The sequence below is a fragment of the Microbacterium sp. LjRoot205 genome, from assembly GCF_056175745.1.
In genome coordinates, this window is record NZ_JBGFFH010000001.1 from 242,499 (window position 1) to 265,945 (window position 23,447).

A 23,447-nucleotide genomic window follows, 5' to 3' on the forward strand; every position below is an offset into this window, starting at 1 on the left:
TCGGGCGGAGTGCACGCCGGTCACTGAGTGCGGAGCGCAGCGACGAGTCGAAGAGTCGGTCATGTCAGCCGATCACCGCCCTGGGTTGGCTGCGGACACCGTCGGAGATGCGCAGCAGGATGGCCACGATGAGCCAGTTGGCCACGAGTGACGAGCCACCGGCGGCGAGGAACGGGGTGGTCAGACCGGTGAGCGGGATGAGCCGGGTCACACCGCCGACCATGATGAACACCTGCAGTGCGATGGTGAACGAGAGGCCGATGGCGAGGAGCTTGCCGAAGTCATCCTGACCGGCGAGCCCGATGCGCACACCGCGGCTGACGAACACCATGTAGAGGCAGAGGATGGCGAACAGCCCGATCAGGCCGATCTCCTCACCGAGGCTGGTGATGATGTAGTCGCTGTGCGCGAGCGGGGTGACCTCGGGACGACCCTGACCCCATCCGGTGCCGAGCAGACCGCCGTGTGCGAGGCCGAACAGGCCCTGCATGGGCTGGAACCCTGCGACGTCCGGGTCGACCTTCTCAGGATCGAAGAGGAACAGCCAGTTCGTGAAGCGGCCCTGCACGTAGCTGAGGATCTGCGTGGCGACCGCGACGCCGGCTGCGACGAGGCCGAGGCCGATCAGCACCCAGCTGGTCTTGCCGGTGGCGACGTAGAGCATCGCGACGAACATGCCGAAGATGAGGGTTCCGGTGCCGAGGTCGCGCTGGATCACGATGATTCCGAGCGAGATCGCCCACACCACCAGCACGGGTCCGAGCTCGCGCATGCGCGGCCAGGTGATGCCGAGGAACTTCGTGCCCACCGACGTGAGGCTCTCACGGGTGCGCACCAGGTAGCCGGCGAAGAAGATGGCGAGGCAGATCTTGGCGAGCTCGCCCGGCTGGAAGGCGAACATGCCGCCGAGCGACACCCACACCTGGGCGTTCGCGTCGGGGATGCGCAGGCCGGGCACGAACGGCAGCAGCAGCAGCAGGATGCCGGAGAGTCCGAAGATGTACGTGTAGCGGAACAGCACCCGATAGTTGCGCAGCAGGATCACGACGGCGATCGCGCCCGCGAGCGAGATCGCGGTCCACGCGAGCTGCTTCGTCGAGTACGCGTTCCACCCGGTCAGCGACTGGGCGATGTCGATGCGGTAGATCATCGCGATGCCGAGACCCGTGAGCAGGGTGGCGATCGGCAGGATGAAGGGATCGGCCGCGGAGGCCACGGCGCGCAGCACGAAGTGCACCGCGAACGCGAGAACGGCGAGACCGCCGCCGATCGCGAGGATCATCGGGTCGATGAGGCCGAGCGCGCCGAGCTGCACGAGCGTGAGGGACGCGCCGCTGATCGCGACGGCGAACAGCAGCAGCCAGAACTCGCGGTTGCGCTGCGTCTGCGGCATCCGCATCTTCTTGAGGGCCTTGATGACGCTCGTGTCGGCCGTGACGTCGGTGCTCATCCCGCATCCTCCGTCGGCGTCTCGGTGGGCAGGGGAGTGGGCAGGGGAGTCTCGCCGATCACGCGGTCGGCTCCGGCCTGGAGCCGCGTGACGATCGCCTCTGCGTCGGAGAAGGAACGGGCGGTGATCGTGCGCTCGACGGAATCCCGCTGGTAGGGCGGGAGGTTCGCGAGCAGGATGTCGGTGTCGCGCAGCGGCGTCGACAGCGTGATCGGGCCGATGTTCTGCTGCACGCCCTGGTAGATCACGACGCTGTCCTCGTCGGCGCCGACGAAGTAGCGTGTCTGGGTCCAGCTGTAGGCCGCGAAGGCGGCGAACACGAGCATCGCGACGACCACCAGCATCCCGGCGATCCAGCCGAGACGACGGCGCTTGGCGCGTCGGCGGTCTTCTTCGATGAGCTCCTCGAGGTACTCGGGGGCCGGCTCGAAGTGGCTGGGCTCGTTCGCCGCCTGCCGAACAGGATGCAGCCAGTTTCCGCGCGGTGCGCGCACGGGCGGCACGGTGATGTTGGCGGGGTTCGAGGCCGATCCGACGATCGTCGCGGTGCCGGAGTGCATGGCGTGCTGGCCGCCGACCTCGACGAGGACGATCGTCACGTTGTCGGGCGCGCCGCCGTCGAGTGCCTGCTTCAGCAGGTTGTCGGCCGTGCGCCCCGGTGCCATGCCCATGCGCATCGCCTTGAGGATGTGCGCCTCGTCGACGACACCGGAGAGCCCGTCGGAGCACAGCAGCCAGCGGTCACCCGGCTGGGTGTGCATGACGAACATGTCGAGTTCCGGGTCGGCGTCCATGTCGCTGAGCACGCGCATGAGCACCGAGCGACGCGGGTGGTATCGCGCCTCTTCGGGGGTGATGCGACCAGAGTCGACGAGTCGCTGCACGAAGGTGTGGTCGGCGGTGATCTGGGTGACCGCATCGTCGCGGTAGAGGTAGATGCGCGAGTCGCCGATGTGACCGATGACCGCATAGTCGTCGACCATGATGATCGCGCTGAGCGTCGTGCCGAGGCCGGCGAGTTCGGGGCGGTCCTTGGCGGCGCGGATCAGATCGCCGGCTGCCGTGGTCGCGGCGGCCTGAAGGGAGGCCTGTGCGTCTTCGACCGACGTGTAGGGCTGGTCGAGCGGCTCGAGCCGGTGGATCGCGATGCTCGACGCGACGTCTCCGCCCGCGTGACCGCCCATGCCGTCGGCGACGACGAACAGGTTCGCCCCGGAGTATCCGGAGTCCTGGTTGTTGGAGCGGACCTTCCCGGTGTGGGAGATCGCGGCACTCGAGCCTTCGAAGACCATGCCGGGGTCAGGCTCGCAGCTCGAAGGTCGTGGCGCCCACCTTGATCGGGGTGCCGAGGGCGAGGCCGACGGGACCGCCGGTCACCCGCTGGCCGGCGACGTACGTGCCGTTGGTCGAGTCGAGATCCTGGATGGCCCAGCTGTCGCCTCGGAGCAGCAGGCGCGCGTGATGGCTGGAGGTGTAGTCGTCGCGGATCACGAGAGCCGACTCGCTCGAGCGGCCGATCGTCAGAGTCTCGGTGCCGAGGGGCAGTTCGAGCCCCGCCTTCGGGCCGGAGGTGATCACGAGGCGCTTGGCCGTCGCGACCGTCGCGGGGCCGGTGCTGGGCTTCGACGATGCGGGGCGGGATGCCGGTGCTGAGGCGGGTGCCTTCGTCGGGGCGGGCATCGCGGCAGCGGCCTCGGCCGGGAGCTTGCGCACCTTCATGCCGAAGAGGTCGGCGCGCAGCGAGTAGACGACTCCGAACACGAAGAACCACAGGATCAGCAGGAAGCCGATGCGCAGCAGGAGCAGGACGAGCTCGCTGGGAGTGCTCACGAGATGGCTCCGAACGCGCGGGTCGCGTCGTCGTCGCGCGGCCGCGGCGGGCGTGACGGGGTGGCGACGGGAACGATGCGGAACACCAGGTCGGTGCGTCCGATGGTGATGGTGGTGTCAGAGGGAAGGGCCGCTTCTCGCACCTTCTGGCCGTCGACCTTGGTGCCGTTGGTCGAGCCGAGGTCGCGCATCATGGCGCGCTCGCCGTCCCAGAGGACCTCGACGTGCTTGCGGCTGGATCCCGCGTCGGAGATCGTGATGTCGGCATCCGTTCCGCGGCCGATGACCGTGCGGGCACGGGTGAGCGAATGGCGGCGGCCGTCGACGTCGATGACGGCCTGCCAGTTGACGCGGCCCTCGACCGTGCCCGAGCTGACGTTGATCGTGCCGGTGGCGATCTTGTCGTCGCCTTCGAGTGAGATCGACAGCGGGCCGGAGAAGCTGTAGCCCTGGGCCTTCGCGTGCTTCGTGAGCAGTGCATGCAGCTCATCGGTGAGGGCCCCGCCGAGCCCCTGCATCCGCTCGGCGTCGTCAGTGCTGAGGCGCACGACGAAGTTGTTGGGCGCGATGATGCGGTCCCTGCTCACCACAGCCGCTTTGGTGTCCGCTTCGCGCCGAAGGGCCGAAGCGATCTCCACGGGCTGGATGCCGCTGCGGAAGGTCTTCGCGAACGCGCTGTTCACAGCGCGCTCGAGACCCTTCTCAAAGCTGTCAAGTAGTCCCACTGGGCTCCTCTGGCATACCGACCGGTACGCACATCGTAGCCAGGTGTGCTGGGTGAACGCCCTCGCGAGGCGGGAAAGCGCCGAGAATCCGGGGGAGTGGGGAGGTGTGTGCGGGGTTGAGGGTGGTGTCTCGCGGCGGCCGGGGGCGCGCCGTTCGGGAGGAGAACTGCCCCTGGGGAGGAGGAAATCGAGGGGATCCTCCTCCCCAGGGGCAGAAGTCCTCCCGACGGTGCTGAGTCCACCGCGGCCTCGGTTTCTTCGCGAGGCGAAACGCGTGATATCTTTGGGAAGTTGAGTTCTTCGGAGCCCGACATACTCGCGCGAGTGGCGGAATGGTAGACGCGCTGGCTTCAGGTGCCAGTGTCCTTATGGACGTGGGGGTTCAAGTCCCCCCTCGCGCACAGCGAGAAGCAGATGTGAAAAGGCCCGGTTCCTCTCGAGGAAGCCGGGCCTTTCGCATGCGTCGGAAGTGTGTCAGCCGCGAATCGCCTGCCGAGCCGCCTCGAAGCGCACCCAGTCATGGTCGGATGCCGGGGTCAGCTCCCACTCTTCGACGGGGCCGCTCTCCCATGCTGTCGCGGCCACAGCGCCACCCGCGTCGGTGAGATCCGTGACGACCGCGGCGTCGAGTCGACCGCCGGCGAGGAGCTTCTGCTGAGATGCCTTCGCCACTCGACCCCACCACTCGGGCTCGCCCGTTGCGGTGAGCACCTCACCCTTCTTCAGGACGACGGCGACGGCATCCGCATCTCCAGGCGCGGAGTCGTCGACGACGAGCACGGGCGCCCGCCTCACGCCCAGCGCCGCGATCACCGCCTCGCCGAGAGTGTCGTAGCTGCCGGTGCTCGTGTGGCGGCCGTCGAGTGTGTGCTCGATGTGGAAGCTCATGGATGAAGGCTACTCACCGCTCGCGTCTGACGCGCCGAGTGTGCCGGTTATTTTGAATGACTCAAAATAAGGTACGGTGGAAGAACAACGTGGTGCCGGGGTTGCAGCCCGGGCACCACTGTCCGTGAGACACCACCATCCCTGACTGAGGAGGCTCGCATGAGTCACGAACACGCCCCAGAGTACAGATCTCTGCCCGCCCCGCTGCTGCGGTTCGCACAGCTTGAGTCCGTGCAGCGCATCACGACCGCCGACCTGCTCGCCACCCCGCCTCGCGCGAGCGAGCCCGGTCACTTCGTCGGTCGGGTGGACTCGGGCGGTCTGGGGAGCCCGCGCTATTTCGTCGGCGAGTACCGCGACGGGCGGATGCCGACCGCACTCGTGCTCGAATACGGCGCTTCGTCCTCCGACCAGACGAGATCGGCACGGGTGTGGAGCCTTGCCGATCACCGTGGGACGAGCCCGGACTACCGCCTCATCCACGATGACTCCTCCCGCGGCTACGTCACGGTGTGAGCCCGAGCTCACAGCACCCTCGCAGGACTCGCCGCCTCCACGTGTTGGTGGTGGCGGCTGAGTCGTGATGGTGTGAACAGGTGAGACCGCCAGCATCCTCCCCCAGTGACGGCCAGAACGACGCATCGCCCGAGACCGGACCGGTGCCACGACCTCGCCGGCGGCGTGGCCGGGTGATCGGCTGGATCAGCGCTGCCGTCGTCGTGGCGCTGGTCGCCGTCGGTGCGATCGCCTACGCGCAGCTGCAGGGGAACGTCACGACCGCGCCGATCCGCTCGGACGACGGGGAGTCCGAACCCGAGCTCGCGACAGGGGATCTGAACATCCTGCTGCTCGGATCCGACTCGAGAGCACTCGAATCGGACGGCTTCGGCGAGGACGACGGCACCGAGCGCAGTGATGCGATGGTCATCGCTCACATCTCGAGCGACAACACGCGGATCGACGCCGTGCAGCTTCCGCGTGACACCCTCGGCGACCTGCCCGCCTGCGACGACAACGGACGCGGGTCGTACGACGGCGGCTTCGGGATGCTGAACTCGGCCCTGCAGTACGGGCCGGCCTGCTCGGTCGCGGCGGTCGAGCAGCTCACGGGCATGACGATCGATCATTTCGTGCAGATGGACTTCGAGGGCTTCATCGGCATGGTCGATGCGATGGGCGGCATCGACGTGTGTCTGCCCGAACCCCTGCAGGACGGCCACGCGAGGCTCGACCTGCCGGCCGGCGCTCAGTCGATCAACGGCGACCAGGCGCTCGCTCTCGCCCGCACCCGGCACGCGCTCGCCGAAGAGAGCGACATCGCTCGCCTCGGGCATCAGCAGATGGTGCTCTCGGCGATCGTGCAGAAGGCCACGAAGTCCGACGTGCTGGTGCGCCCCGACCGTCTCTACGCGTTTCTCGATGCCGTCACCTCGTCGATGACCGTCGATCCGGGGCTCGGCGCCCTGACCGATCTGGCCGGCCTCGCCGCGCGGGTCGCGAATGTTCCCCTGAGCAGCGTGACGTTCGTCACGATGCCGACGACCGAGGCTCCGGAGGATCCCAACCGCGTCGTGCCCACCGCCGATGCCGACGTCATCTTCCGGGCACTGATCGACGACGTGCCGATCGTGCTGACCACCGACGAGGTGCAGCCCCCAGCCACCGTGCGCACCGCCCCCGTGCAGATTCTCAACGGAGCGGGCATCAGCGGGCTGGCATCCCGCGTCTCGGAGGATGCGACGGGATACGGATACACGGTCACGAGCATCGCCAATGCCGACCCGGTCGAACTGACGACGATCACCGCTGCGGACACCCCCGACGCCCAGCAGACGGCGCAGGCGCTGGCTGCCGAACTGGGCCTCGCGGTGACCGTTCAGGTCGGGGACGTCGAAGGAGTGCAGGTGCTGCTCGGTGGCGACTACGAAGCGCTCGTCTCGCAGCCCCACGCGACGCCGGTGCCGCCGCGCCCGGTCGACGCGGTGAACCGCAGCGCCGACACCGACCTCTGTGCCGGCTGAGCGGCCCTCGCTCCGGGCTGCGCCGGGCAGACTGGAGGGGACTTCGTTCCTCACCGTCAGGAGACGCAAAATGCCGGACCAGCCTCGTCGAACCCCCAGCCAAGCCGTGCTCAGCGTGCAGCGGGTGGAGCAGGTCAGTCCTGACCTCGTGCGCATCACGGCCGGAGGCGACGGGTACGAGGCCTTCACCGACAACGTCTTCTCCGACAAGTACGTGAAGATCCTGTTCGCCGACCCGCGCCACGGGCTCACTCCTCCGTACGATCTCGCGCAGCTGCGCGAGGAGAGCCCCGAGAAGCTGCCCACCCGACGCACCTACACGGTGCGCGCGGCGGATGCCGAGCAGCAGCGCCTCGTGATCGACTTCGTCGTGCACGGCGACGAGGGCGTCGCGGGCCCGTGGGCGCGGTCGGCCCAGATCGGCGACACGCTCGTCGTCAGCGGAGCAGGCGGCGGGTACCTGCCCGCGCCGGGAACCCCGTGGCATCTGCTCATCGGCGACCACACCGCCCTCCCCGCGATCTCGTCGGCCGTCGAAGCGATGGACGCGGATGCCGTCGGGCACGTCATCCTCACCGTCGCCGACCCGGCCGACCGCCTCCTGCCCGAGGCGCCGGCCGGTGTGACGGTTCGATGGACCGACTCCGATGACGAGCTGCTGGCCGTTCTCGCCGAGCTGCCCTGGGGTGCGGGTCACCCCGGAGTCTTCGCGCATGGCGAGCGCGGAACCATCAAGGCCGTGCGGGCTCTGCTGAAGCAGCGCGACGTGCCGAGAGAGTCACTGTCGATCTCGGCCTACTGGGCACGGGGCCGCGCAGAGGATCAGTTCCAGGCCGAGAAGCGCGAGCCCATCGGTCAGATCGAGTAACGCTCGACCTGGGTCAGAAACCCTCCGGCTCGCGAGGCGTATAGACACTGGTGAGCGCTTCGAGCTCGGCGGGTTCGAGGTGGATGCTGACGGCCGCGACGGCATCCTCGATGTGACCCGCCCTCGTCGCGCCGACGATCGGCGCCGTCACCGCGCTCTGCTGAGCGACCCATGCGAGAGCGATCTGCGCGCGGGAGACTCCTCGCGCCTCGGCCACGCGAGCGACCGCCTCGACGATGGCGCGGTTCGACTCCTCTTCGCGGCGATACAGCGTCGCTCCGAAGGCATCCGTCGCGGTGCGTGCGGTCTTCTCGTCCCAGTCGCGTGTGAGCTTGCCGCGCGCGAGCGGCGACCAGGGCAGCACCCCGACTCCGGAGTCGAGGCAGAAGGGGTGCATCTCGCGCTCCTCTTCGCGCTGCAGCAGGTTGTACTGGTCCTGCATCGACACGAACGGCGTCCACCCGTACTGCGCCGCAACGTGCTGAGCCTTCGCGAACTGCCATGCCCACATCGACGACGCTCCGATATATCGCGCCTTGCCGGAACGGACGACGTCGTGCAGAGCCTGCATCGTCTCCTCGATCGGGGTCTGCGGATCCCATCGGTGGATCTGGTAGAGGTCGACGTGGTCGGTGCCGAGGCGCCTCAGGCTCGCGTCGATGCCCGAGAGGATGTGGGCGCGACTGAGCCCGGCCTGGTTCGCCCCCGGTCCCATGCGCCCGTGCACCTTGGTCGCGATCACGATCTCGTCGCGGTTCGCGAAGTCGGCCAGAGCGCGACCGACGAACTCCTCGCTCGTGCCGTCGGAGTAGACGTCAGCAGTGTCGAAGGTGGTGATCCCAGCTTCGAGTGCGTGCCTGATCAGCGGGCGGCTGGCCTCTTCGTCGAGCGACCACCCGTGCGCGCCGCGATCCGGGGCGCCGAAGCTCATGCATCCGAGAACCACCGGGGAGATCCGGAGTCCTGAACGACCGAGCCTCACGCTGTCTGCTGTGTCGAGCATCCGAATACTCCCTCGTGTCGTGGTCTGCGATCGATGCTCTCACGGTGCGGAGCGGTCAGGGGCGGCGGTCAGCTGAATCCGAACAGCACGAGCACGAGCGCGAACCCGATCGCCGGTCCGGTGTGGCCGAATCCTCCCCGTCTCGAGGTCAGCTGTCAACCGCCCTGCGCTCGCCGCGGATCGGACGGATCATTATGGTCCGGACGAATCAGAGGAGGGCACCATGTCGAACATCGACGCATTCGCCAACAGCTTCCCGCCGAACATGCCGGGAGTCCCCCCGGTCGACGACTTCACCGATGGGACGTTCCCCACCGACACCTCGCAGCCTGAGACACAGGGCGACGAGCCGCTCGAGGCCGAGCTCGGCGAGGACGGACAGGGCGACCTCGCCCCGGAAGACGAAGGCCTGCCGCACAGCGGCGATGCGCCGTCGGATCTGCGGGACGGCACCGAGTGACCAGCGACGGTGAGAAGTCCGGCCGGGATGTGAGCGGCGCAGAACCCTCCGAAGACGGGATCGCGGCGCTCATCGAGGATCGGGATGCCGACGACCCTGACCAGGTCGGGGAGATTCCCGCGGGCAACGCCGGCGCGGACTCCGGAGGGTCGGGTCCGGTGCGGGTCGATCCGTCCTCGGAGTCATCCGTGCAAGACGAGTCTGTCCACAACGACGAGCCGGGTGTCGGCACGCGTCGCTCCGGCGACTGAGGGACTGAGGCAGGCGCTCCGCCGGGAGGAGGACTGCGCTTCGGGAGGAAGACTGCGCTTCGGGAGGAGAGAATCCGAGGATTCATCCTCCCCAGGCGCAGGTCTCCTCCCCACGCGCAGCGCGCCCTCACCAGGCAGTGCCCTCCCCAGGCTGTGCCGTCCCGAGGCGCAGTGCCTTCCCCGGCGCAGTGCCTTCCCCAGGCGCAGTGCCTTCTCCGGGCGCAGTGCTCCCTCCACACGAGCAGTGCCTTCCCCGCACGCGGATCTCCCCCTCCCGTGCAGATCGGCGCCCGGGCAGAGTGCCCTTCCGCGGCATCCGGAGCAGTCGTAGGCTGTGCCGGTGAGCGACGCACTGGATGACGGGCCCTTCTTCCACGGCACCAAGGCGGATCTGCGCCCGGGTGACCTCCTGACGGCGGGGTTCGCGTCGAACTACCGCCCCGAGATCGTGATGAATCACATCTACTTCACGGCCGTGGCTGATGGCGCGGGTCTCGCCGCCGAGCTCGCGCCGGGTGATCGTGAGCCGCGCGTGTACGAGGTCGAGCCGACCGGCGACTTCGAGAACGACCCGAATGTGACTGACAAGAAGTTCCCCGGCAAATCCGACCCGCTCCTATCGCAGCAGTGCGCCGTTGAGGGTCGTGCGCGAAGTGCTCGACTGGACCCGTCTCTCACCGGAGGCGCTCGCCTCCTGGCGGGAGAGGCTCGCCGCCCTTCACGCCGACGACCGCGCCGAGATCATCAACTGACTCGGCGGCTAGGACGACACATCTGCAGGACTCGAGCACGGATGCGGGACAGAAGCTCGAGTTCGGTCCTGCATCCGTGCTTCGCTCCTGCAGATGGGCCAGGGGTCTCCCGTGAAGGGAACGGGCCCCGTGAAGGGACCGGAAGCGTCAGGAGAGGGAACGGATCAGCGCCGTGCGACCCGTCGGGCGAGTGCGCCGAGCGCGCGGTCGATGATGACGAACACGAAGCCGACAGCGATGAGGGCGATCGTCAGGGCGATGATCCACTGGGCGACGCCGCCGAGACCGAGCGCGTCGACGTCCATGAAGGGGTACGGATACGTCTGGCCGGGCGTGAACTCTCCGCCGAGCGCTCCATAGGCGAACGCCCACGTCAGGTACGCGTAGGGGACGAGCGTCCACAGCAGCGGGTCGACCCACCGGAACGATCCCTTCGGCACGAAGAGCAGCCAGTCGACGATGACCAGCACCGGCGTGATGATGTGGATCAGGTTGTCGGTGAGCGAGAAGATCTCGGCGTCGCCGTCGGCGAACCGCGTGGGCACGAGCACGATGAGATAGATGAGCATCGTGACGGTGATCGCGAACATCACCGCTCCGCTGCCCCTGGCACTGGGCGTCGAGGTGCCGAACGGGCCGCTCTGACGCAGGTCTCGGATGGTCCGGACGATGAGGAACAGCACCCAGGCGAGACAGAGCAGATTGCTGACCATCGTGTAGAACAGCACGGTCGTCCACGAGGGGTCGCCGGTCAGGAGGTTGGCGTGCCGGATGACACCGGTGAGGATGACAGCCAGCGCCAGGAGTCGGTAGACGAGCGCGACCGGTCGGGAGTTCACCGCAGCGTGCGAGAACAGCGCTCTGCGCGCGGGCTCTGCATCGGGTAGGCCGGAAGCCGTGGACGGAGAAATGACGGCTTTGGACATCCTTCGAGGCTACGCGTTCTCGGGCTGCTTCAACGCCGGATCAGCGCCGCACCGGGTCGGAATCACCGTCGACGAACCGCTCGAGATCGCGCAGGGTCGGAGCGGCCTCCCAGTCACCGGGAACCAGGCAGGCCATCGCGCCGCAGGCGTTCGCTCGCCGCAGCACGGCCTCGAGATCCTGGCCGTCGAGCAGAGCGCTGAGATAGCCGGCGACGAAGGCGTCGCCCGCACCCACGGTGTCGACCGGGTCGATCGTGAACCCGGGCGCGCCGACCAGGGATCCGGCCGTGAAGACCGAGGCGCCGTCGGGACCCTGCTTGAGCACGGTCGTCGCGCACCCGGCATCGTGCAGTCGTGCCGCCGCATCCGCCACCGAGATCCCGGGATACAGGATGGCGAACTCCTCGGCGCCGCCGAAGACGACATCGGAACGCTCGGCGATGTCGCGCAGCGCCGGGCCCGCGACCGCGGGGGAGGCGAGCGCCGAACGGTAGTTGATGTCGAAGCTCACCCTGGTCCCGGCTGCACGCGCCCGATCGATCGCGAGGTGCACGGCGGCCTCGGCCGTGTCGGACAGCAGGGGAGTGATGCCGGTGATGTGCAGCAGGGAGGCGTGTTCGACCCATCCGTCCGGCAGATCCTCCGGCCGCAGCCGGGATCCGGCCGACCCCGCGCGGTAGTAATGCACGGCGGTGGATGCCGCAGACGGGCGCTCCTTCACCATGAGGCCGGTCGCGGCATCCGGGTCGACGATCGCTCGCACGTCGACGCCGTCGCCACGGATCTCCCGCGCGACGCGCTCACCGAGGGAGTCGTCGCCCACGCGTCCGAGCCACGACGTCGGGATGCCGAGCCGGACGAGGCCGATCGCGACGTTGCTCTCGGCGCCGCCGATGCCGAACGCCAGGGAGTTCGCGTGCCGCAGCGAGCCGATCTCGGTCGTGCGCACGAGCGCCATGGTCTCGCCGAGGGTGACGACAGACGGCGAGGTCACGCGGAGTCCCGCGCGCACACCTCGACGAACGCGGCCGCGCGCTCGCGCAACGCGGCGAGATCGCCACCGTTGAACGCATCGCCGAGCAGCGGACCGCCCACGCTCACCGCGACCGCACCGGCTCGCAGCCAGGCCTCAGCACCCGCGAGGTCGACTCCGCCGGAAGGCACCGCGACGAGGTCGGGGAAAGGCCCACGCAGGTCCTTCAGATATGCGGGGCCGACCTGACCCGCGGGGAACACCTTGACCGCAGACGCACCCGCAGACCACGAGGCGAACAGCTCGGTCGGCGTGAGTCCTCCCGGAACGATCGGCACATTGGCATCCGTCGCCTGGGTGACGAAGCCGGTCGACGTGATCGGGGTGACGATGTACGCCGCGCCGACCTCGATCGCCCGAGCCAGGTCGGCCGTGTTGGTGACGGTGCCGATTCCGAGGTCGACCGTGTCGCCGAACCGCGCGAGCAGCTGGGGGAAGTGCTCGAAGGTGCCGGGAGTCGTGAGCGTGAGCTCGACACTGCGGATGCCGGCGTCCACGAGCACGTCGAGCACGGCGTCGTAGTCCTCCGCCCGCTTCGCCCGTGCCACGACGATCAGGCGCGCGTCGACCGTGCGCTGCGGCAGGGCGACCCGGCGCGGCTCGCCGGTCATGGCCTCGCCGGTCATGGCCTCACCAGTCATGGACGGTCCCGTCGAGCAGACGGTTCACCGGCAGGTAGGCCTTCGTGTAGTCGTGGCCGGCCGCGGCATCCTCGTCGAGGTCGACACCGAGTCCGGGCTTGTCGCCGGGGTGCAGGAAGCCCTTGTCGAACGTGAAGGAGGTCTGGAACACCTCGAGCGTCTGCTCGTTGTGAGGCATGTACTCCTGGATGCCGAAGTTGTGGATCGCGAGGTCGAGGTGCAGCGCCGCAGCCATGCCGACGGGGGAGATGTCGGTCGGACCGTGGATGCCGGACTTGATGCCGTAGATCGCGGCGAAGTCGAGCAGCTTCTTCATGGCCGTGATGCCACCGGTGTGGGTGACGGCAGAGCGCACGTAGTCGATCAGGCGCTCGGTGATGAGGGTCTGGTAGTCGAAGACCGAGTTGAAGACCTCGCCGATCGCGAGCGGCGTCGTCGAGTGCTGGCGCACCAGGCGCAGCGCGGTCTGGTCTTCACCCGGGGTGCAGTCCTCGAGCCAGAACAGGTCGTAGGGCTCGATGTCCTTCGCGAAGCGCGCGGCCTCGATCGGCGACATCCGGTGGTGTCCGTCGTGCAGGATGCGCAGGTCGGTGCCGAAATCCTCGCGGATCTGCGAGAAGATCCCCGGCATGTGGTTGAGGTAGTTGCGGGTGTCCCACGTCTCTTCACTGGGGCGGTCGCCCGAGCGCTTGGCGGGCTCGTAGTCGTAACGCACGCCGGGGCCCGTCGACGAGACGCCGTAGATCTGGCCGAGGCCGGGCACGCCGGTCTGCACGCGCACAGCGGTGTAGCCGAGCTCCTCGTAGCCGGTGATGGCGTTCTTGAGTGCGGCATAGTCGGTGCCCGACGCGTGGGCGTAGACGCGGACGCCCTCGCGGCTGGCGCCGCCGAGCAGCTGGTACAACGGCATCCCGGCCTTCTTGGCCTTGATGTCCCAGAGCGCCATGTCGACCGCGGCGATCGCCGCCATGGTCACCGGGCCGCGACGCCAGTACGGGCCGCGGTAGAGGTACTGCCAGGTGTCTTCGATGCGGTCCTCGTCGCGGCCGATGAGCATCGACGCCACGTGCTCGGAGAGATATGAGGCGACGGCGAGCTCGCGTCCGTTGAGAGTGGCGTCACCCAGGCCGACGATGCCGTCTGAGGTCGTGATCTTGAGCGTGACGAAGTTGCGTCCGGGGCTGGTGATGTTGACGTCGACGATCTCGATGGTCATGTCGTTCTCCTGAAGAAGCGGGTCGAAGTGGGGGTGCGGGCGTTCGGGCGCCCGCACCCCGGGTCGTGATGAGCGGTTCGGTCAGATCGCGTCGCGGGGGTCCGTCAGATCGCGACCGGCGACCTCGGGCATCCAGATCGATGCGACGAGCGCGCTCAGGGTGAAGATGAACAGCATGATGATGATCGGGATGAACGAGCCGGTGACGGCCGACACCCATGCGGCGGCGATGACGGGGCCCGCACCGGTCGCGACGATGGCGGCGATCTCTCGTGCCATGGCCGTGAAGGTGTAGCGGTTGCGGGAGCCGAAGAGCTCGGGCAGCGTGAGGTTCTCGAGCGATGCGAAGCTCATCACCGCGAGGTTGTGCAGCACGACATAGCCGACGAAGACCTGCACGGTGTCCTTGCTGCTGATCATGAGGATCGTCGGGACGATGACGATGAGCGCGACGATCGACCAGACCATGTACATGCGCTTGCGGCCGAAGCGATCGCCGAGCCAACCGGACAGCGGCACGGTGATGAAGGCGACGAGCGACGAGACGATCACGGCGTTGACGCCGATCGAGCGGTCGAGCAGCAGCACGACGGTGATGTAGCTGATCAGGTACGTCTGGATCATGCCGGAGTTGCCGGCCTGGCCGAAGCGCAGCAGGAGCGCGATCGAGAACGCCTTCCACGGCTTGCGCTGCAGCGCCTCGAGAGTGCGGATGTCGTTGGTCTCGGTGGCGAGCTTCACGACCTCGTCGCGAGAGAGCGCCTTGCCGTCGACGACGTCGTCGCGCTCCTCGAAGACCGGGGTCTCCTTGAGGTTGAAGCGCACCCAGATCGCGAAGAGCATGATGACCGCGCTGGCGATGAAGGGGATGCGCCATGCCCAGGCGATGACCTCGTCTTCGCTGTAGGCGACGAGGAGGATGGCCCAGATGCCCGAGGCGAGCAGCGTGCCGCAGTTGGTGCCGAGGGCGACGAGCGAGGCGATGATGCCGCGGCGCTTGGCCGGTGCGTACTCGGCGAGCATGACGCCGGCACCGGAGATCTCGGCTCCCGCGCCGAAGCCCTGCGCGATGCGCAGCAGCACGAGGAGGATCGGTGCGAGGACGCCCACCTGGTTGTAGGTCGGCAGGAAGCCGATCAGGGTGGTCGCGAGACCCATCAGGAGGATCGTGTAGAACAGCACCTTCGTGCGGCCGGTCTTGTCACCGAGACGAGCGAAGAAGAACGCACCGACCGGGCGGGCGACGTAGCCGACCCCGTAGGTGGCCATCGCGGCGACCACGGCGACTGCCGGGTTCTCGGAGGAGAAGAACAGGTCGGCGAAGACGAGCGCGGCGGCCAGCGAGTAGAGCTGGTAGTCCATGAACTCGAGCGCCGTGCCGAGCCATCCGGAGATGGCGGCGCGGACGAGGTCTTTGACCGACCTCTTCTCGGCGGGGTCGACGGCGGTGGCCGTCGTCTGCGGTTCTGACATGGGAGGTACTCCTTCGGACCAGGAACAGGCGGGTGTCGGGTGGGGTGTCGCTAGAGGGAGAGCAGGACCTTCGCCGAAGCGGACGAGTTGCGGGCGAGCTCGAAGGCCTGGACGGCGTCGGATGCCGGGAGGACGTGAGAGATGACGGAGTCGAGGGCGTCGGACTCGGCCAGCAGGGCGACCGCGTCGTCGATCTCGGTGGAGAAGCGGAAGGCGCCGCGGATGGTCAGCTCCTTCGCGAGCATCGGGGCGAGGTTCACTCCGATGTCGGCGTTCGGGAGCATCCCGACCTGCACGATCGTGCCGGCACGGCGGGCGGCGCGGACGGCCTGCGTGAGGGCGACTCCGACGCCGGAGCACTCGAAGACCACGTCGTACGACTCGTTGTCGATCGTGTCGCGGCCGACGAGCGAGACCTCGGTCGCGCCGAGGTTCTTCGCCCGCTCGAGGGGCTCTTCGCGCACGTCGCTGGCGCCGACGACCGATGCCCCCGCGTTGACGGCGGCGGCCACGACGAGGAGGCCGATGGGCCCTGCGCCGATCACGAGCACGCGCTTGCCTGCGATGTCGCCGGCGAGGTTCACGGCGTGGATCGCGACGGCCAGAGGCTCGGCGAGGGCGGCGCGCTCGAGGGGAAGCGAAGCCGGAAGCACGCGGATCATCTGCTCTTCGACGATCAGCAGCTCGGATGCTCCGCCCTGACGGTGCGGGTTCGCCGCGGCGCTGCCGAAGTAGTCACCGCCGGGGCGCAGGTGCGGGCGGTCCTCGAGACCGGGCACCTCGGGGCCGTAGCGCGCGGGGTGCACGGTGACGGGGGTTCCCGGTGCGAGGCGACCTGACGGATCGAGGTCGACGACACCCGAGAGCTCGTGACCGGGGGTCAGCGGCTCCTGGATCGTGTACTCGCCGTTGGCGCCGTGGAAGTAGTAGTGCAGGTCGGATCCGCAGATGCCCACGTAGTTCACGCGGAGGCGCACCTCGCCGTCGCCGGGGGTGGGAACCTCGCGGTCCTCCCAGCGGATGTCTTCTTTGCCGTGGATGGCGAGAGCCTTCATGGCTGCATCTCCTCTGCGCCGGTGAGCGATGATGTGGTCTGGGATGCCGAGACGGCATCGGCGATCGCGGCATCGACGCCGCGTCGCTGGATGGTGTCGACGAGCTCGCCGACGCGGGTGATGAACGCATCCTGAGATCCGAGTTCATCACCGAACAGGCGCAGTTCGCCGATCACGCGCTGCGCGAGCTCGCGTCCGTCGCGAGCGCTCGCCGCGTATCCTGCGAGGCGATCGCGGGCGCCGTCGGTCATCGCGGCGGCGTGCGGGCCGGGGTCGAAGCCCGGCAGGGGAGCGAGGCACGACAGGTAGCCGGCGACAGTCAGGGCGATCAGGTGCGGCATCCCGCCGTTGCGGATGGCGAGCATGGCCGGCTCGGGGATGCGCTGACGCAGCTTGACCGAACCGTCGGTTCCGACCTGGCTGGTGCGGTGGCCGAGGGCGCTGTTGGCCCAGCGCTCGAACAGCTCGCTCTCGTAGGCGCGGATGTCGACGCCGGACGGCACCTCGATCGAGGGTTCGTACTCGTCACGCAGCACGGCGCGCGCGGCACTCTCGATGCCGTCGAGTCCGATCGCCTCGGGGATCGTGCCGACTCCGCTGAGCGCACCGAGGTAGGCGATGAGGGAGTGCGTGCCGTTGAGCAGCCGCACCTTCATCTGCTCGTAGCGTCCGACCTCGTCGGTGAACACGGCGCCGCCGGCCTCCCAGGCGGGGCGGCCGCCGGCGAAGCGGTCTTCGATCGCCCACATCGTGAAGGGCTCTGCGGGCACGGGGATGTCGTCGGTGGCGCCGAGCAGGGCGCTCACGCGGGTGCGCAGCTCGGCGGTCGTCGAGGGCACGATGCGGTCGACCATGCTCGAGGGGAACGAGACGGAGCGGTCGAGGAACGCGAGCGCATCTGCGCCCTCCGAGCCCGGCAGCTCGTGCAGGAACTCGCGAACGAGCTTCTCGGTGTGCGCGCCGTTCGACGAGAGGTTGTCACAGCTGAGGATCGAGATCGGTGCGCCGCCGGCAGCGGCACGGGCCTGCAGGCCGCGGGCGAGCTGGCCGATCGTCGAGCGAGCGGCACCGCCACGGAGGTCGGCGCGCACGGTGTCGTCGTCGAGATCGAGGCGCTGCGTCGCGGGGGAGTAGCTGTAGCCGTTCTCGGTGACGGTGAGGGTCACGATGCGGATGCCGGGGTCGGCGATCTGCGCGATCACGCGCTCGGGCTGCTCGGCGCCGACGAACGCGTCGGTGTGCACGCCGGGGATGGTCAGCGACGTGCTGCCGGGGCTGATGGTCGCGACCGAGTAGAGCATGTCCTGCGCGTGCATCGCGTCGACGATCGAGCGTGAACGCGATGCGACGCCGACGATTCCCCAGTCGCCGCCGGCGGACTGGAGTGCTGCTCCGGTGTAGACGGCCTGGTGTGCGCGGTGGAAGCTGCCGAGTCCGAGGTGCAGGATGCCTGCAGCAGTCGGGGCGACCAGGGGGGATGCGGTCGCAGAGGTCGTGCGGCGCAGGGCCGGTGCTGGGATGCTCACGCGGTGGCTCCTTCGCTCGGGGCCGCGCACCGCTGAGGGTGATCGGCGTTGATCGTCGTGCAAATCAGTGTGCATCTTTTGTACAAACTTGTCAACACGTTTTACATCCGAGTGGGGGATCGTAGGATTGCTGCGAGAGCGGGAGGTGAAGATGGCAGCGACGCTGACGGACGTGGCACGACGAGCAGGCGTCTCGATCGCGACCGCCTCCCGCGCGTTCGGAGAGCCGGATCGTCTCGCGCCGAACACCCTCGGTCGCGTCCTCGAAGCCGCGGGGGAGCTCGGCTACTCCACCCCGCAGTCAGCCACCGCGACCCGCACGTTCGGGGTCGTCGTGCCCGACGTGTCGAACCCTGTCTACGCGACCCTGCTCAAGGCGATCCAGGGGCAGGCGTGGCACGGGCGTCACCGCATCGTGCTGTTCGACGCCGATGAAGACCTGCGCCGTGAGCGCGAGCAGATCGAGCAGGCCCGCAAGCTCGACGGGATGCTGCTGTGCAGCCCTCGCCTTCCCGATGCCGACGTGCTCGAACTGGTCGGCGACACCCCTTACGTCGTGGTGAACCGCCAGATCGACGGCGCCCCCTGCGTGCTGATGGACACCGAGCACGGGCCGGCGCAGGCGATCGAGCACCTCGCAGCGCTCGGCCACACGCATATCGCGTACGCGGCGGGTCCTCGCGGATCGTGGGCCGATGTGCGTCGCGCCGACACCGTGGCCCGCGCATGCGAGCGCCACGGCATCCGTCTCACTGGCCTCAGCCACCACGCCGCATCCATCCAGGGTGGCCGAGCGGCCGCCGCCCCGGCCGCAGCGAGCGGCGCCACGGCCGTGATCGCCTACAACGACCTCGTCGCCCTCGGACTCGAGGCAGGACTGCTCGAGCTCGGCAAGCGCTGCCCCGCCGACATCAGCATCGTGGGCATCGACGACATCGACCTGGCCGGCGCGGTCACGCCAGCGCTCACCACGGTGCGGATGCCGATCGAACGCAGCGGTGCGCTCGCCGTGGATCTGCTGCTGCAGGCGATGAACGGCACGGCGATCGACGACGTCGTGACTCTGGGCTCGCAGCTGATCGTGCGCGCCTCCACCGCTGCTCCTTCCGCTTCCTGAGGGCCGTGTCTTCACAACAGCCGGCGAGGCAGAATGTCGGCATTATGTACATAAGTGATATTCTCGACATATGAACACGATCACCCGCAGCGTACCGTCGAAGGATCTGCGTGACAGCCTTGCCGATGTTCTCGGCGGGGTCGCTTATGGCTCAGAGCGCGTGGGCGTCACGCGCCATGGCAAGCTGACGGCCGTGGTGATCAGCGTCGATGACCTCGAGCTGCTCGAAGAACTCGAGGCGGCCCGCGACGCCGCCGAGTTCGCGGTCGCTCGAGCGGCTGATGATGGTCAGCGGGTGTCGCTGGATGAGCTGCGCGCAGAAGTCGCGTGACGCGCTTTCGGGTCGAGTTCACGACTGCGGCTGCCAGAGACATCCGCAAGCTCGACCCGCAGATTCGCCGACGGATACTCGGCGGGGTGGCCGATCTCGAGCACGATCCGCGTCCACACGGATGCCGCAAGCTGGCCGGATACGACAACGCCTGGAGAATCCGAGTCGGCGACTATCGGGTTCTCTACGAGGTCACCGATGAGCAGGTGCTCGTGACGGTCGTACGTGTCGCGCACCGACGCGCCGTCTACAACATGTGAGCGCCTGCCGCGGTCGCACCTGGTCGCTGAGGCCCTTCAGCGAGCTCAGATCCGGGCGTGCGTGGTTGCGGCCGCCTCGATGGTGACGTGTGGTTCCCACGCTGGATGCCGGAGGGCCGGGCAGTGTTCCGGCGTGGGGTTGTGGGCGATGTCGATGATGAGGTCCAGGGCATCGCGGGCGGCCGTGAGCCCCTCGATGGCGCCGGTGATGCGATCGCGTTCCGCTGCCAGCAGGGCGAAGGCCTCCGGGGAACCGTGTCCGGTGTCGACGCAGGGCAGCAGCTGCGCGATCGTGCGGCTCGGCACCCCCGCAGTGAAGAACTGCTGAACGAGTCGGACGCGCTCAACGGCCGACGCGGCATACTCGCGCTGTCCGCTGGGCGTGCGCTCCGAGGCGAGCAGCCCCTGCTCTTCGTAATAGCGGAGCGCCCTCGTGCTGACCCCTGCCTGACGTGCAACCTCGCCGATCCGCATCCGTTCCTCCGTGTTCGTGACTGGGACTTGACCTTGACGTCAACGTCAAGTTCTAGCGTAGTGGTGTCGGCCCGATCGGGCCGGAGAGCGCAGAATCCCAGCGAAGCAAGGAACCCATGAACGTCACTGACCAGATCGCCCTCGTGACCGGAGCAAACCGCGGAATCGGCCGTCAGTTCGTGCTCGAACTGGTCGAACGCGGTGCACGAACCGTCTACGCGACTGCCCGCCGCACCGACACGCTCGACTTCGACGACCGGCGCGTGGTGCCGATGCGGCTCGATCTGCTCGATCACGAATCGATCGTCGCGGCGGCCGGTGTGGCCCAGGACGTGACTGTCGTCGTGAACAACGCGGGGATATCCACGGGTGCCGGCCTGGTGACGGGCGACCTGCCGGATCTGCGCCGCGAGATGGACACCCACCTCTGGGGCACCCTCGACGTGATCCGCGAGTTCGCTCCCATCCTCTCTGCGAACGGCGGCGGCGCGGTCGTGAACGTGCTGTCGGCGCTGTCGTGGTTCGCGTCGCCGGGTGCCGGAGGGTATGCCGCCGCGAAGGCTGCGGCATGGAACATGACCAACGGGGTTCGGCTGGAGCTCGCCGGTCAGGGAACCCTCGTGCAGGGCGTGCATCTCGGTGCCGCCGACACGGATCTCATGGCGAACTACGACGGGCCCAAGATCGATCCTCGCGACGTGGCCCGTCGGTCACTCGACGGCCTCGCGGACGGTTCGATCGAGGTGATCGTCGACGACTGGAGCGCGATGGTGAAGGCATCGCTCGCGGGGGACCCCGCCGTGTTCTACGCCAAGATGACGGAACTGCTCGGCGCTGCCTGAGGTCGCGTCTGCGTCGTCTCACGATCAGCGGAAAGCCCGGCTGAGGTGCAGCATCTCTCCCGGGTTCGACGCGACCCCACGCAGCCCAATCTCCGCCAGGTTCATCTCATGCACCGAGAACTGTTCGATGAGGTCGACGCGGATGTCTCTCCGGGTGAACTGGGCGAGAACATCACCACCGAGGGGATCGATCTGCTCGCCCTCACCCGAGGAACGCTGCTGCGGCTGGGAGCGGACGCCGTGGTCGAGGTGACGGGGCTGAGGAACCCGTGTCTGCAGATCGATCGTTTCGAGTCTGGTCTGCTGAAGCAGGTCGTCGGGACCGACTCCGAAGGTCGCACGGTGCGCAAGGCGGGAGTGATGGGTGTCGTGGTCGCCGGCGGTGTCGTGAAGCCCGGCGATCTGGTCGTGGTGGAGATCCCTGCGGGGGTGGGTGAACCACTCGCTCCTGTGTGAGCACTCGATCCGGCCCGGATCTCCCGGGACGCTCCAGGCCTCAGCGGAGAATGCCCTTCCGGCGGGCCTCCGAGACCGCGGCGGTGCGTGAGCTGACGTCGAGCTTCGAGAAGATGTGAGCGAGATGCGACTTCACGGTCGTCTCGCTGACGAAGAGCTGTTCTGCCACCTCGCTGTTCGATCGCCCGGCGGCGACGAGCTCGAGCACCTCGATCTCGCGACTGCTGAGGCTGACGCGGGGCGCGCGCATGCGGTCGAGCAGGCGGGAGGCGATCATCGGCGCGAGCGCGCTCTCTCCGGCTGCCGCCGCGCGCACGGCGGCGGTCAGCTCATGCGGTGGGGCGTCTTTCAGCAGGTAGCCGCTCGCGCCGGCCTCGACGGCGCCGAGGATGTCGGCATCCGAGTCGTAGTTGGTGAGCACGAGAACGTAGGGCGGAGCCTCGAGCGCACGGATGCGTCGCGTCGCGTCCACGCCCGTGTCCTGGGACTGCGAGCCGAACTGCAGGTCCATCAGCACCACGTCGGGGTTCTCGCGCTCGGCGCAGGCGACGGCCTCGTCGGGTGTCGACGCTTCTGCGACGACCTCCAGGTCCGGTTCGAGGCCGAACAGGGCCGTGAGACCGGCTCGGACGATGGGGTGATCGTCGGCGATGACGAGGCGGATCATGCGAACTCTGTCAGAGGGAGGTCGACGGCGAGCGTCGTTCCCCGTCCTGGTGCCGCATCGATCTCGAGCCTCCCGCCCAACTGCTGCACCCGCTCGGCGGTGGCGCGCAGACCGAAGGAATCCGACTTCTCGGCGGTCCCCGGTGCAGGAATCTCCGCATCGAACCCGGTTCCGTCATCTTCGACGGTGAAGTGGAGGTGGTCGTCCTCGATGCCGATCGTGACCGTCGCCGTCTTCGCGTGAGCGTGCTGGATGACATTGGCGATCGCACCCTGGGTGATGCGCAGCAGGGCCGTCTGCAGATGCATGGGCAGGACGACCGTGTCGGACACCCGCACCTGCACGTCGAGTCCCTGCGTCGCCCATTGCGTGCGGGCCAGTCGGCGCAGCGCCCCGCCGAGGGTCTGGTCGTCGAGCTGGGGAGGCGTCAGCTCGCGGATGAACCGCCGCGCCTCGACGAGGTTCGCGGCAGCCGTCTCGCGAGCGAGCCTGATGTGCTCGATGCCCGGGCGCGCGTCGTCGGCGCGCTCCGCGGCATGCAGCAGCATCTGGATGCTGGAGAGTCCCTGCGCGAGCGTGTCGTGGATCTCACGGGCGAGGCGGGCGCGCTCTGCGAGGACGCCGGATTCATGCTCCCGTGCGGCGAGCTGTCCGCGGGTCGCGAGCAGCTCGCGCACTAGCGCTTCTCGCTGCTGCGCCTCTCTAGCCAGAGCCTGGTAGCCGAGGCCGATCAGGAGGGCGACGCCGGCACCGACGAACGGGCCGACCACGCCGCCGACGCTCCACCCGCTGTGAATGCCGAGGGCGTACACCGCGACGATCGTCGACACGAGGATCGCGGCCGATCCCGCCCAGCGTCCCAGCAGGTGGAGGAACAGGAAGAACAGAGGGAAGACGAGGTAGGCGGCATCGGCGCTCAGCCAGAGCAACCCGAGCCACTCTGCCGAGAGCAGGGCCAACCAGATCAGTGAGATCAGCCGTCGCCCGGCGGAGAGGCGCGTGAGCAGCAGCCCGGACGCGTAGGTCGCGACGACGATCAGTGCCAGGACGATCGCGGCGATGCTCCACTCCGACGGGTCGAGCACCGCACGGGCGATGACGACCCCCGTCAGGGCGAAGAAGAGAACGTGAAGACCCGTCCGCAGACCCACGAACACCGGGGTCAGAGCGGTATGCGCCATG

General features: G+C 68.3%; 26 protein-coding genes, 1 tRNA gene and 1 pseudogene. 12 read left to right on the forward strand and 16 right to left on the reverse strand.

The features are described 5' to 3' along the window. Positions 1-64: 64 nt before the first annotated feature. Genes AC04ME_RS01270 through AC04ME_RS01285 form a run of 4 tightly spaced genes read right to left on the reverse strand, consistent with a single transcriptional unit; the run spans position 65 to position 4,005 of the window. Positions 65-1,450 (reverse strand): FtsW/RodA/SpoVE family cell cycle protein, encoded by a 1,386-nt coding sequence (locus AC04ME_RS01270; protein ID WP_042541014.1) that lies wholly within the window; start codon positions 1,448-1,450, stop codon positions 65-67. Further along, on the reverse strand, positions 1,447-2,742 hold the full coding sequence (locus AC04ME_RS01275) for a PP2C family protein-serine/threonine phosphatase (protein ID WP_042541012.1): 1,296 nt from the start codon (positions 2,740-2,742) through the stop codon (positions 1,447-1,449). The genes AC04ME_RS01270 and AC04ME_RS01275 overlap by 4 nt, the downstream gene beginning before the upstream one ends. 7 nt (positions 2,743-2,749) lie before the next feature. Then, complete coding sequence (locus AC04ME_RS01280; RefSeq protein WP_056375015.1) at positions 2,750-3,280, reverse strand: FHA domain-containing protein FhaB/FipA; 531 nt, start codon at positions 3,278-3,280, stop codon at positions 2,750-2,752. Next, positions 3,277-4,005, reverse strand: a complete 729-nt coding sequence (locus AC04ME_RS01285; protein WP_042541009.1) for an FhaA domain-containing protein — start codon at positions 4,003-4,005, stop codon at positions 3,277-3,279. The genes AC04ME_RS01280 and AC04ME_RS01285 overlap by 4 nt, the downstream gene beginning before the upstream one ends. A 318-nt stretch (positions 4,006-4,323) precedes the next feature. On the opposite strand from AC04ME_RS01285, the gene AC04ME_RS01290 reads away from it, so the two are divergent. Further along, positions 4,324-4,406: transfer RNA gene (locus tag AC04ME_RS01290), tRNA-Leu, on the forward strand. Between the two features lie 73 nt (positions 4,407-4,479). Here the strand turns inward: AC04ME_RS01290 and AC04ME_RS01295 are convergent. Then, positions 4,480-4,893: a hypothetical protein gene (locus AC04ME_RS01295; RefSeq protein WP_475433158.1), complete on the reverse strand. Its 414-nt coding sequence runs from the start codon at positions 4,891-4,893 to the stop codon at positions 4,480-4,482. Positions 4,894-5,052: 159 nt separating this feature from the next. Between AC04ME_RS01295 and AC04ME_RS01300 the strand changes: the two genes are divergently transcribed. The 3 genes from AC04ME_RS01300 (at position 5,053) to AC04ME_RS01310 (ending at position 7,782) form a co-directional block, all read left to right on the forward strand. Next, positions 5,053-5,409, forward strand: a complete 357-nt coding sequence (locus AC04ME_RS01300; protein WP_475433160.1) for a hypothetical protein — start codon at positions 5,053-5,055, stop codon at positions 5,407-5,409. Positions 5,410-5,552: 143 nt separating this feature from the next. Next, complete coding sequence (locus AC04ME_RS01305) at positions 5,553-6,914, forward strand: LCP family protein (protein WP_475433162.1); 1,362 nt, start codon at positions 5,553-5,555, stop codon at positions 6,912-6,914. 70 nt (positions 6,915-6,984) lie between these two features. Beyond that, positions 6,985-7,782 carry a siderophore-interacting protein gene (locus AC04ME_RS01310; protein WP_309692514.1) on the forward strand — a complete coding sequence of 266 codons (798 nt, stop codon included), beginning with the start codon at positions 6,985-6,987 and terminating at the stop codon, positions 7,780-7,782. A gap of 13 nt (positions 7,783-7,795) precedes the next feature. Here AC04ME_RS01310 and AC04ME_RS01315 read toward each other — a convergent pair whose 3' ends face one another. After that, positions 7,796-8,785, reverse strand: coding sequence for an aldo/keto reductase (locus AC04ME_RS01315; RefSeq protein WP_475433164.1), 990 nt, complete (start codon positions 8,783-8,785; stop codon positions 7,796-7,798). Positions 8,786-9,008: 223 nt separating this feature from the next. Between AC04ME_RS01315 and AC04ME_RS01320 the strand changes: the two genes are divergently transcribed. The 3 genes and pseudogenes from AC04ME_RS01320 (at position 9,009) to arr (ending at position 10,248) form a co-directional block, all read left to right on the forward strand. Next, entirely contained in the window at positions 9,009-9,245 is a 237-nt protein-coding gene (locus AC04ME_RS01320) for a hypothetical protein (protein WP_042540995.1), read from the forward strand. After that, complete coding sequence (locus tag AC04ME_RS01325; protein WP_042540993.1) at positions 9,242-9,496, forward strand: hypothetical protein; 255 nt, start codon at positions 9,242-9,244, stop codon at positions 9,494-9,496. Before AC04ME_RS01320 ends, AC04ME_RS01325 begins: the two co-directional genes overlap by 4 nt. 340 nt (positions 9,497-9,836) lie before the next feature. Continuing rightward, positions 9,837-10,248 (forward strand): annotated as a pseudogene (gene arr / locus AC04ME_RS01330) (NAD(+)--rifampin ADP-ribosyltransferase). Between the two features lie 164 nt (positions 10,249-10,412). On the opposite strand, the gene AC04ME_RS01335 reads toward arr, so the two are convergent. The 7 genes from AC04ME_RS01335 to AC04ME_RS01365 form a co-directional block, all read right to left on the reverse strand. Continuing rightward, positions 10,413-11,174: a Pr6Pr family membrane protein gene (locus tag AC04ME_RS01335; RefSeq protein ID WP_475433167.1), complete on the reverse strand. Its 762-nt coding sequence runs from the start codon at positions 11,172-11,174 to the stop codon at positions 10,413-10,415. Between the two features lie 40 nt (positions 11,175-11,214). After that, positions 11,215-12,168 carry a sugar kinase gene (locus AC04ME_RS01340; RefSeq protein ID WP_311877763.1) on the reverse strand — a complete coding sequence of 318 codons (954 nt, stop codon included), beginning with the start codon at positions 12,166-12,168 and terminating at the stop codon, positions 11,215-11,217. Further along, complete coding sequence (locus AC04ME_RS01345) at positions 12,165-12,848, reverse strand: bifunctional 4-hydroxy-2-oxoglutarate aldolase/2-dehydro-3-deoxy-phosphogluconate aldolase (RefSeq protein WP_475433169.1); 684 nt, start codon at positions 12,846-12,848, stop codon at positions 12,165-12,167. Before AC04ME_RS01345 ends, AC04ME_RS01340 begins: the two co-directional genes overlap by 4 nt. Continuing rightward, the gene (manD, locus tag AC04ME_RS01350) at positions 12,838-14,064 is read right to left on the reverse strand and encodes a D-mannonate dehydratase ManD (protein ID WP_042540987.1); all 1,227 of its coding nucleotides are present in this window, start codon (positions 14,062-14,064) and stop codon (positions 12,838-12,840) included. The genes AC04ME_RS01345 and manD overlap by 11 nt, the downstream gene beginning before the upstream one ends. Positions 14,065-14,145: 81 nt before the next feature. After that, a complete protein-coding gene (locus tag AC04ME_RS01355) occupies positions 14,146-15,537 on the reverse strand; it encodes an MFS transporter (protein WP_042540985.1) in 1,392 nt (463 codons plus the stop codon). Between the two features lie 50 nt (positions 15,538-15,587). Next, positions 15,588-16,592, reverse strand: a complete 1,005-nt coding sequence (locus AC04ME_RS01360) for an L-idonate 5-dehydrogenase (protein ID WP_079111894.1) — start codon at positions 16,590-16,592, stop codon at positions 15,588-15,590. Beyond that, positions 16,589-18,118, reverse strand: coding sequence for a mannitol dehydrogenase family protein (locus tag AC04ME_RS01365; protein ID WP_475433172.1), 1,530 nt, complete (start codon positions 18,116-18,118; stop codon positions 16,589-16,591). Before AC04ME_RS01365 ends, AC04ME_RS01360 begins: the two co-directional genes overlap by 4 nt. A gap of 151 nt (positions 18,119-18,269) precedes the next feature. Between AC04ME_RS01365 and AC04ME_RS01370 the strand changes: the two genes are divergently transcribed. The 3 genes from AC04ME_RS01370 to AC04ME_RS01380 all read left to right on the forward strand — a co-directional run bounded on the left by AC04ME_RS01370 (position 18,270) and on the right by AC04ME_RS01380 (position 19,826). Next, entirely contained in the window at positions 18,270-19,235 is a 966-nt protein-coding gene (locus AC04ME_RS01370; protein WP_042540981.1) for a LacI family DNA-binding transcriptional regulator, read from the forward strand. A 70-nt stretch (positions 19,236-19,305) separates the two neighbouring features. Next, positions 19,306-19,566 (forward strand): type II toxin-antitoxin system prevent-host-death family antitoxin, encoded by a 261-nt coding sequence (locus AC04ME_RS01375; RefSeq protein ID WP_042540979.1) that lies wholly within the window; start codon positions 19,306-19,308, stop codon positions 19,564-19,566. Further along, on the forward strand, positions 19,563-19,826 hold the full coding sequence (locus AC04ME_RS01380; RefSeq protein ID WP_079111896.1) for a type II toxin-antitoxin system RelE family toxin: 264 nt from the start codon (positions 19,563-19,565) through the stop codon (positions 19,824-19,826). The genes AC04ME_RS01375 and AC04ME_RS01380 overlap by 4 nt, the downstream gene beginning before the upstream one ends. A gap of 45 nt (positions 19,827-19,871) precedes the next feature. On the opposite strand, the gene AC04ME_RS01385 is transcribed toward AC04ME_RS01380, so the two are convergent. Continuing rightward, entirely contained in the window at positions 19,872-20,300 is a 429-nt protein-coding gene (locus AC04ME_RS01385; RefSeq protein ID WP_475433176.1) for a MerR family transcriptional regulator, read from the reverse strand. Between the two features lie 116 nt (positions 20,301-20,416). Between AC04ME_RS01385 and AC04ME_RS01390 the strand changes: the two genes are divergently transcribed. Beyond that, the gene (locus AC04ME_RS01390) at positions 20,417-21,142 is read left to right on the forward strand and encodes an SDR family oxidoreductase (protein WP_475433179.1); all 726 of its coding nucleotides are present in this window, start codon (positions 20,417-20,419) and stop codon (positions 21,140-21,142) included. A 45-nt stretch (positions 21,143-21,187) separates the two neighbouring features. After that, a complete protein-coding gene (locus tag AC04ME_RS01395) occupies positions 21,188-21,598 on the forward strand; it encodes an MOSC domain-containing protein (RefSeq protein WP_331452327.1) in 411 nt (136 codons plus the stop codon). Between the two features lie 40 nt (positions 21,599-21,638). Here AC04ME_RS01395 and AC04ME_RS01400 read toward each other — a convergent pair whose 3' ends face one another. Beyond that, a complete protein-coding gene (locus AC04ME_RS01400; RefSeq protein WP_475433181.1) occupies positions 21,639-22,265 on the reverse strand; it encodes a response regulator transcription factor in 627 nt (208 codons plus the stop codon). Beyond that, a complete protein-coding gene (locus AC04ME_RS01405) occupies positions 22,262-23,446 on the reverse strand; it encodes a sensor histidine kinase (RefSeq protein ID WP_475433183.1) in 1,185 nt (394 codons plus the stop codon). Before AC04ME_RS01405 ends, AC04ME_RS01400 begins: the two co-directional genes overlap by 4 nt. Position 23,447: the final 1 nt, after the last annotated feature.

Excerpts from the sequence above, each read along its gene's own strand:
- AC04ME_RS01270 (WP_042541014.1), bottom strand. The coding sequence starts at position 1,450 with ATGAGCACCGACGTCACGGCCGACACGAGCGTCATCAAGGCCCTCAAG.
- AC04ME_RS01275 (WP_042541012.1), bottom strand. The coding sequence starts at position 2,742 with ATGGTCTTCGAAGGCTCGAGTGCCGCGATCTCCCACACCGGGAAGGTC.
- AC04ME_RS01295 (WP_475433158.1), bottom strand. The coding sequence starts at position 4,893 with ATGAGCTTCCACATCGAGCACACACTCGACGGCCGCCACACGAGCACC.
- AC04ME_RS01300 (WP_475433160.1), top strand. The coding sequence starts at position 5,053 with ATGAGTCACGAACACGCCCCAGAGTACAGATCTCTGCCCGCCCCGCTG.
- AC04ME_RS01310 (WP_309692514.1), top strand. The coding sequence starts at position 6,985 with ATGCCGGACCAGCCTCGTCGAACCCCCAGCCAAGCCGTGCTCAGCGTG.
- AC04ME_RS01315 (WP_475433164.1), bottom strand. The coding sequence starts at position 8,785 with ATGCTCGACACAGCAGACAGCGTGAGGCTCGGTCGTTCAGGACTCCGG.
- AC04ME_RS01320 (WP_042540995.1), top strand. The coding sequence starts at position 9,009 with ATGTCGAACATCGACGCATTCGCCAACAGCTTCCCGCCGAACATGCCG.
- AC04ME_RS01335 (WP_475433167.1), bottom strand. The coding sequence starts at position 11,174 with ATGTCCAAAGCCGTCATTTCTCCGTCCACGGCTTCCGGCCTACCCGAT.
- AC04ME_RS01345 (WP_475433169.1), bottom strand. The coding sequence starts at position 12,848 with ATGACTGGTGAGGCCATGACCGGCGAGGCCATGACCGGCGAGCCGCGC.
- manD (WP_042540987.1), bottom strand. The coding sequence starts at position 14,064 with ATGACCATCGAGATCGTCGACGTCAACATCACCAGCCCCGGACGCAAC.
- AC04ME_RS01355 (WP_042540985.1), bottom strand. The coding sequence starts at position 15,537 with ATGTCAGAACCGCAGACGACGGCCACCGCCGTCGACCCCGCCGAGAAG.
- AC04ME_RS01360 (WP_079111894.1), bottom strand. The coding sequence starts at position 16,592 with ATGAAGGCTCTCGCCATCCACGGCAAAGAAGACATCCGCTGGGAGGAC.
- AC04ME_RS01370 (WP_042540981.1), top strand. The coding sequence starts at position 18,270 with ATGGCAGCGACGCTGACGGACGTGGCACGACGAGCAGGCGTCTCGATC.
- AC04ME_RS01375 (WP_042540979.1), top strand. The coding sequence starts at position 19,306 with ATGAACACGATCACCCGCAGCGTACCGTCGAAGGATCTGCGTGACAGC.
- AC04ME_RS01385 (WP_475433176.1), bottom strand. The coding sequence starts at position 20,300 with ATGCGGATCGGCGAGGTTGCACGTCAGGCAGGGGTCAGCACGAGGGCG.
- AC04ME_RS01390 (WP_475433179.1), top strand. The coding sequence starts at position 20,417 with ATGAACGTCACTGACCAGATCGCCCTCGTGACCGGAGCAAACCGCGGA.
- AC04ME_RS01400 (WP_475433181.1), bottom strand. The coding sequence starts at position 22,265 with ATGATCCGCCTCGTCATCGCCGACGATCACCCCATCGTCCGAGCCGGT.
- AC04ME_RS01405 (WP_475433183.1), bottom strand. The coding sequence starts at position 23,446 with ATGGCGCATACCGCTCTGACCCCGGTGTTCGTGGGTCTGCGGACGGGT.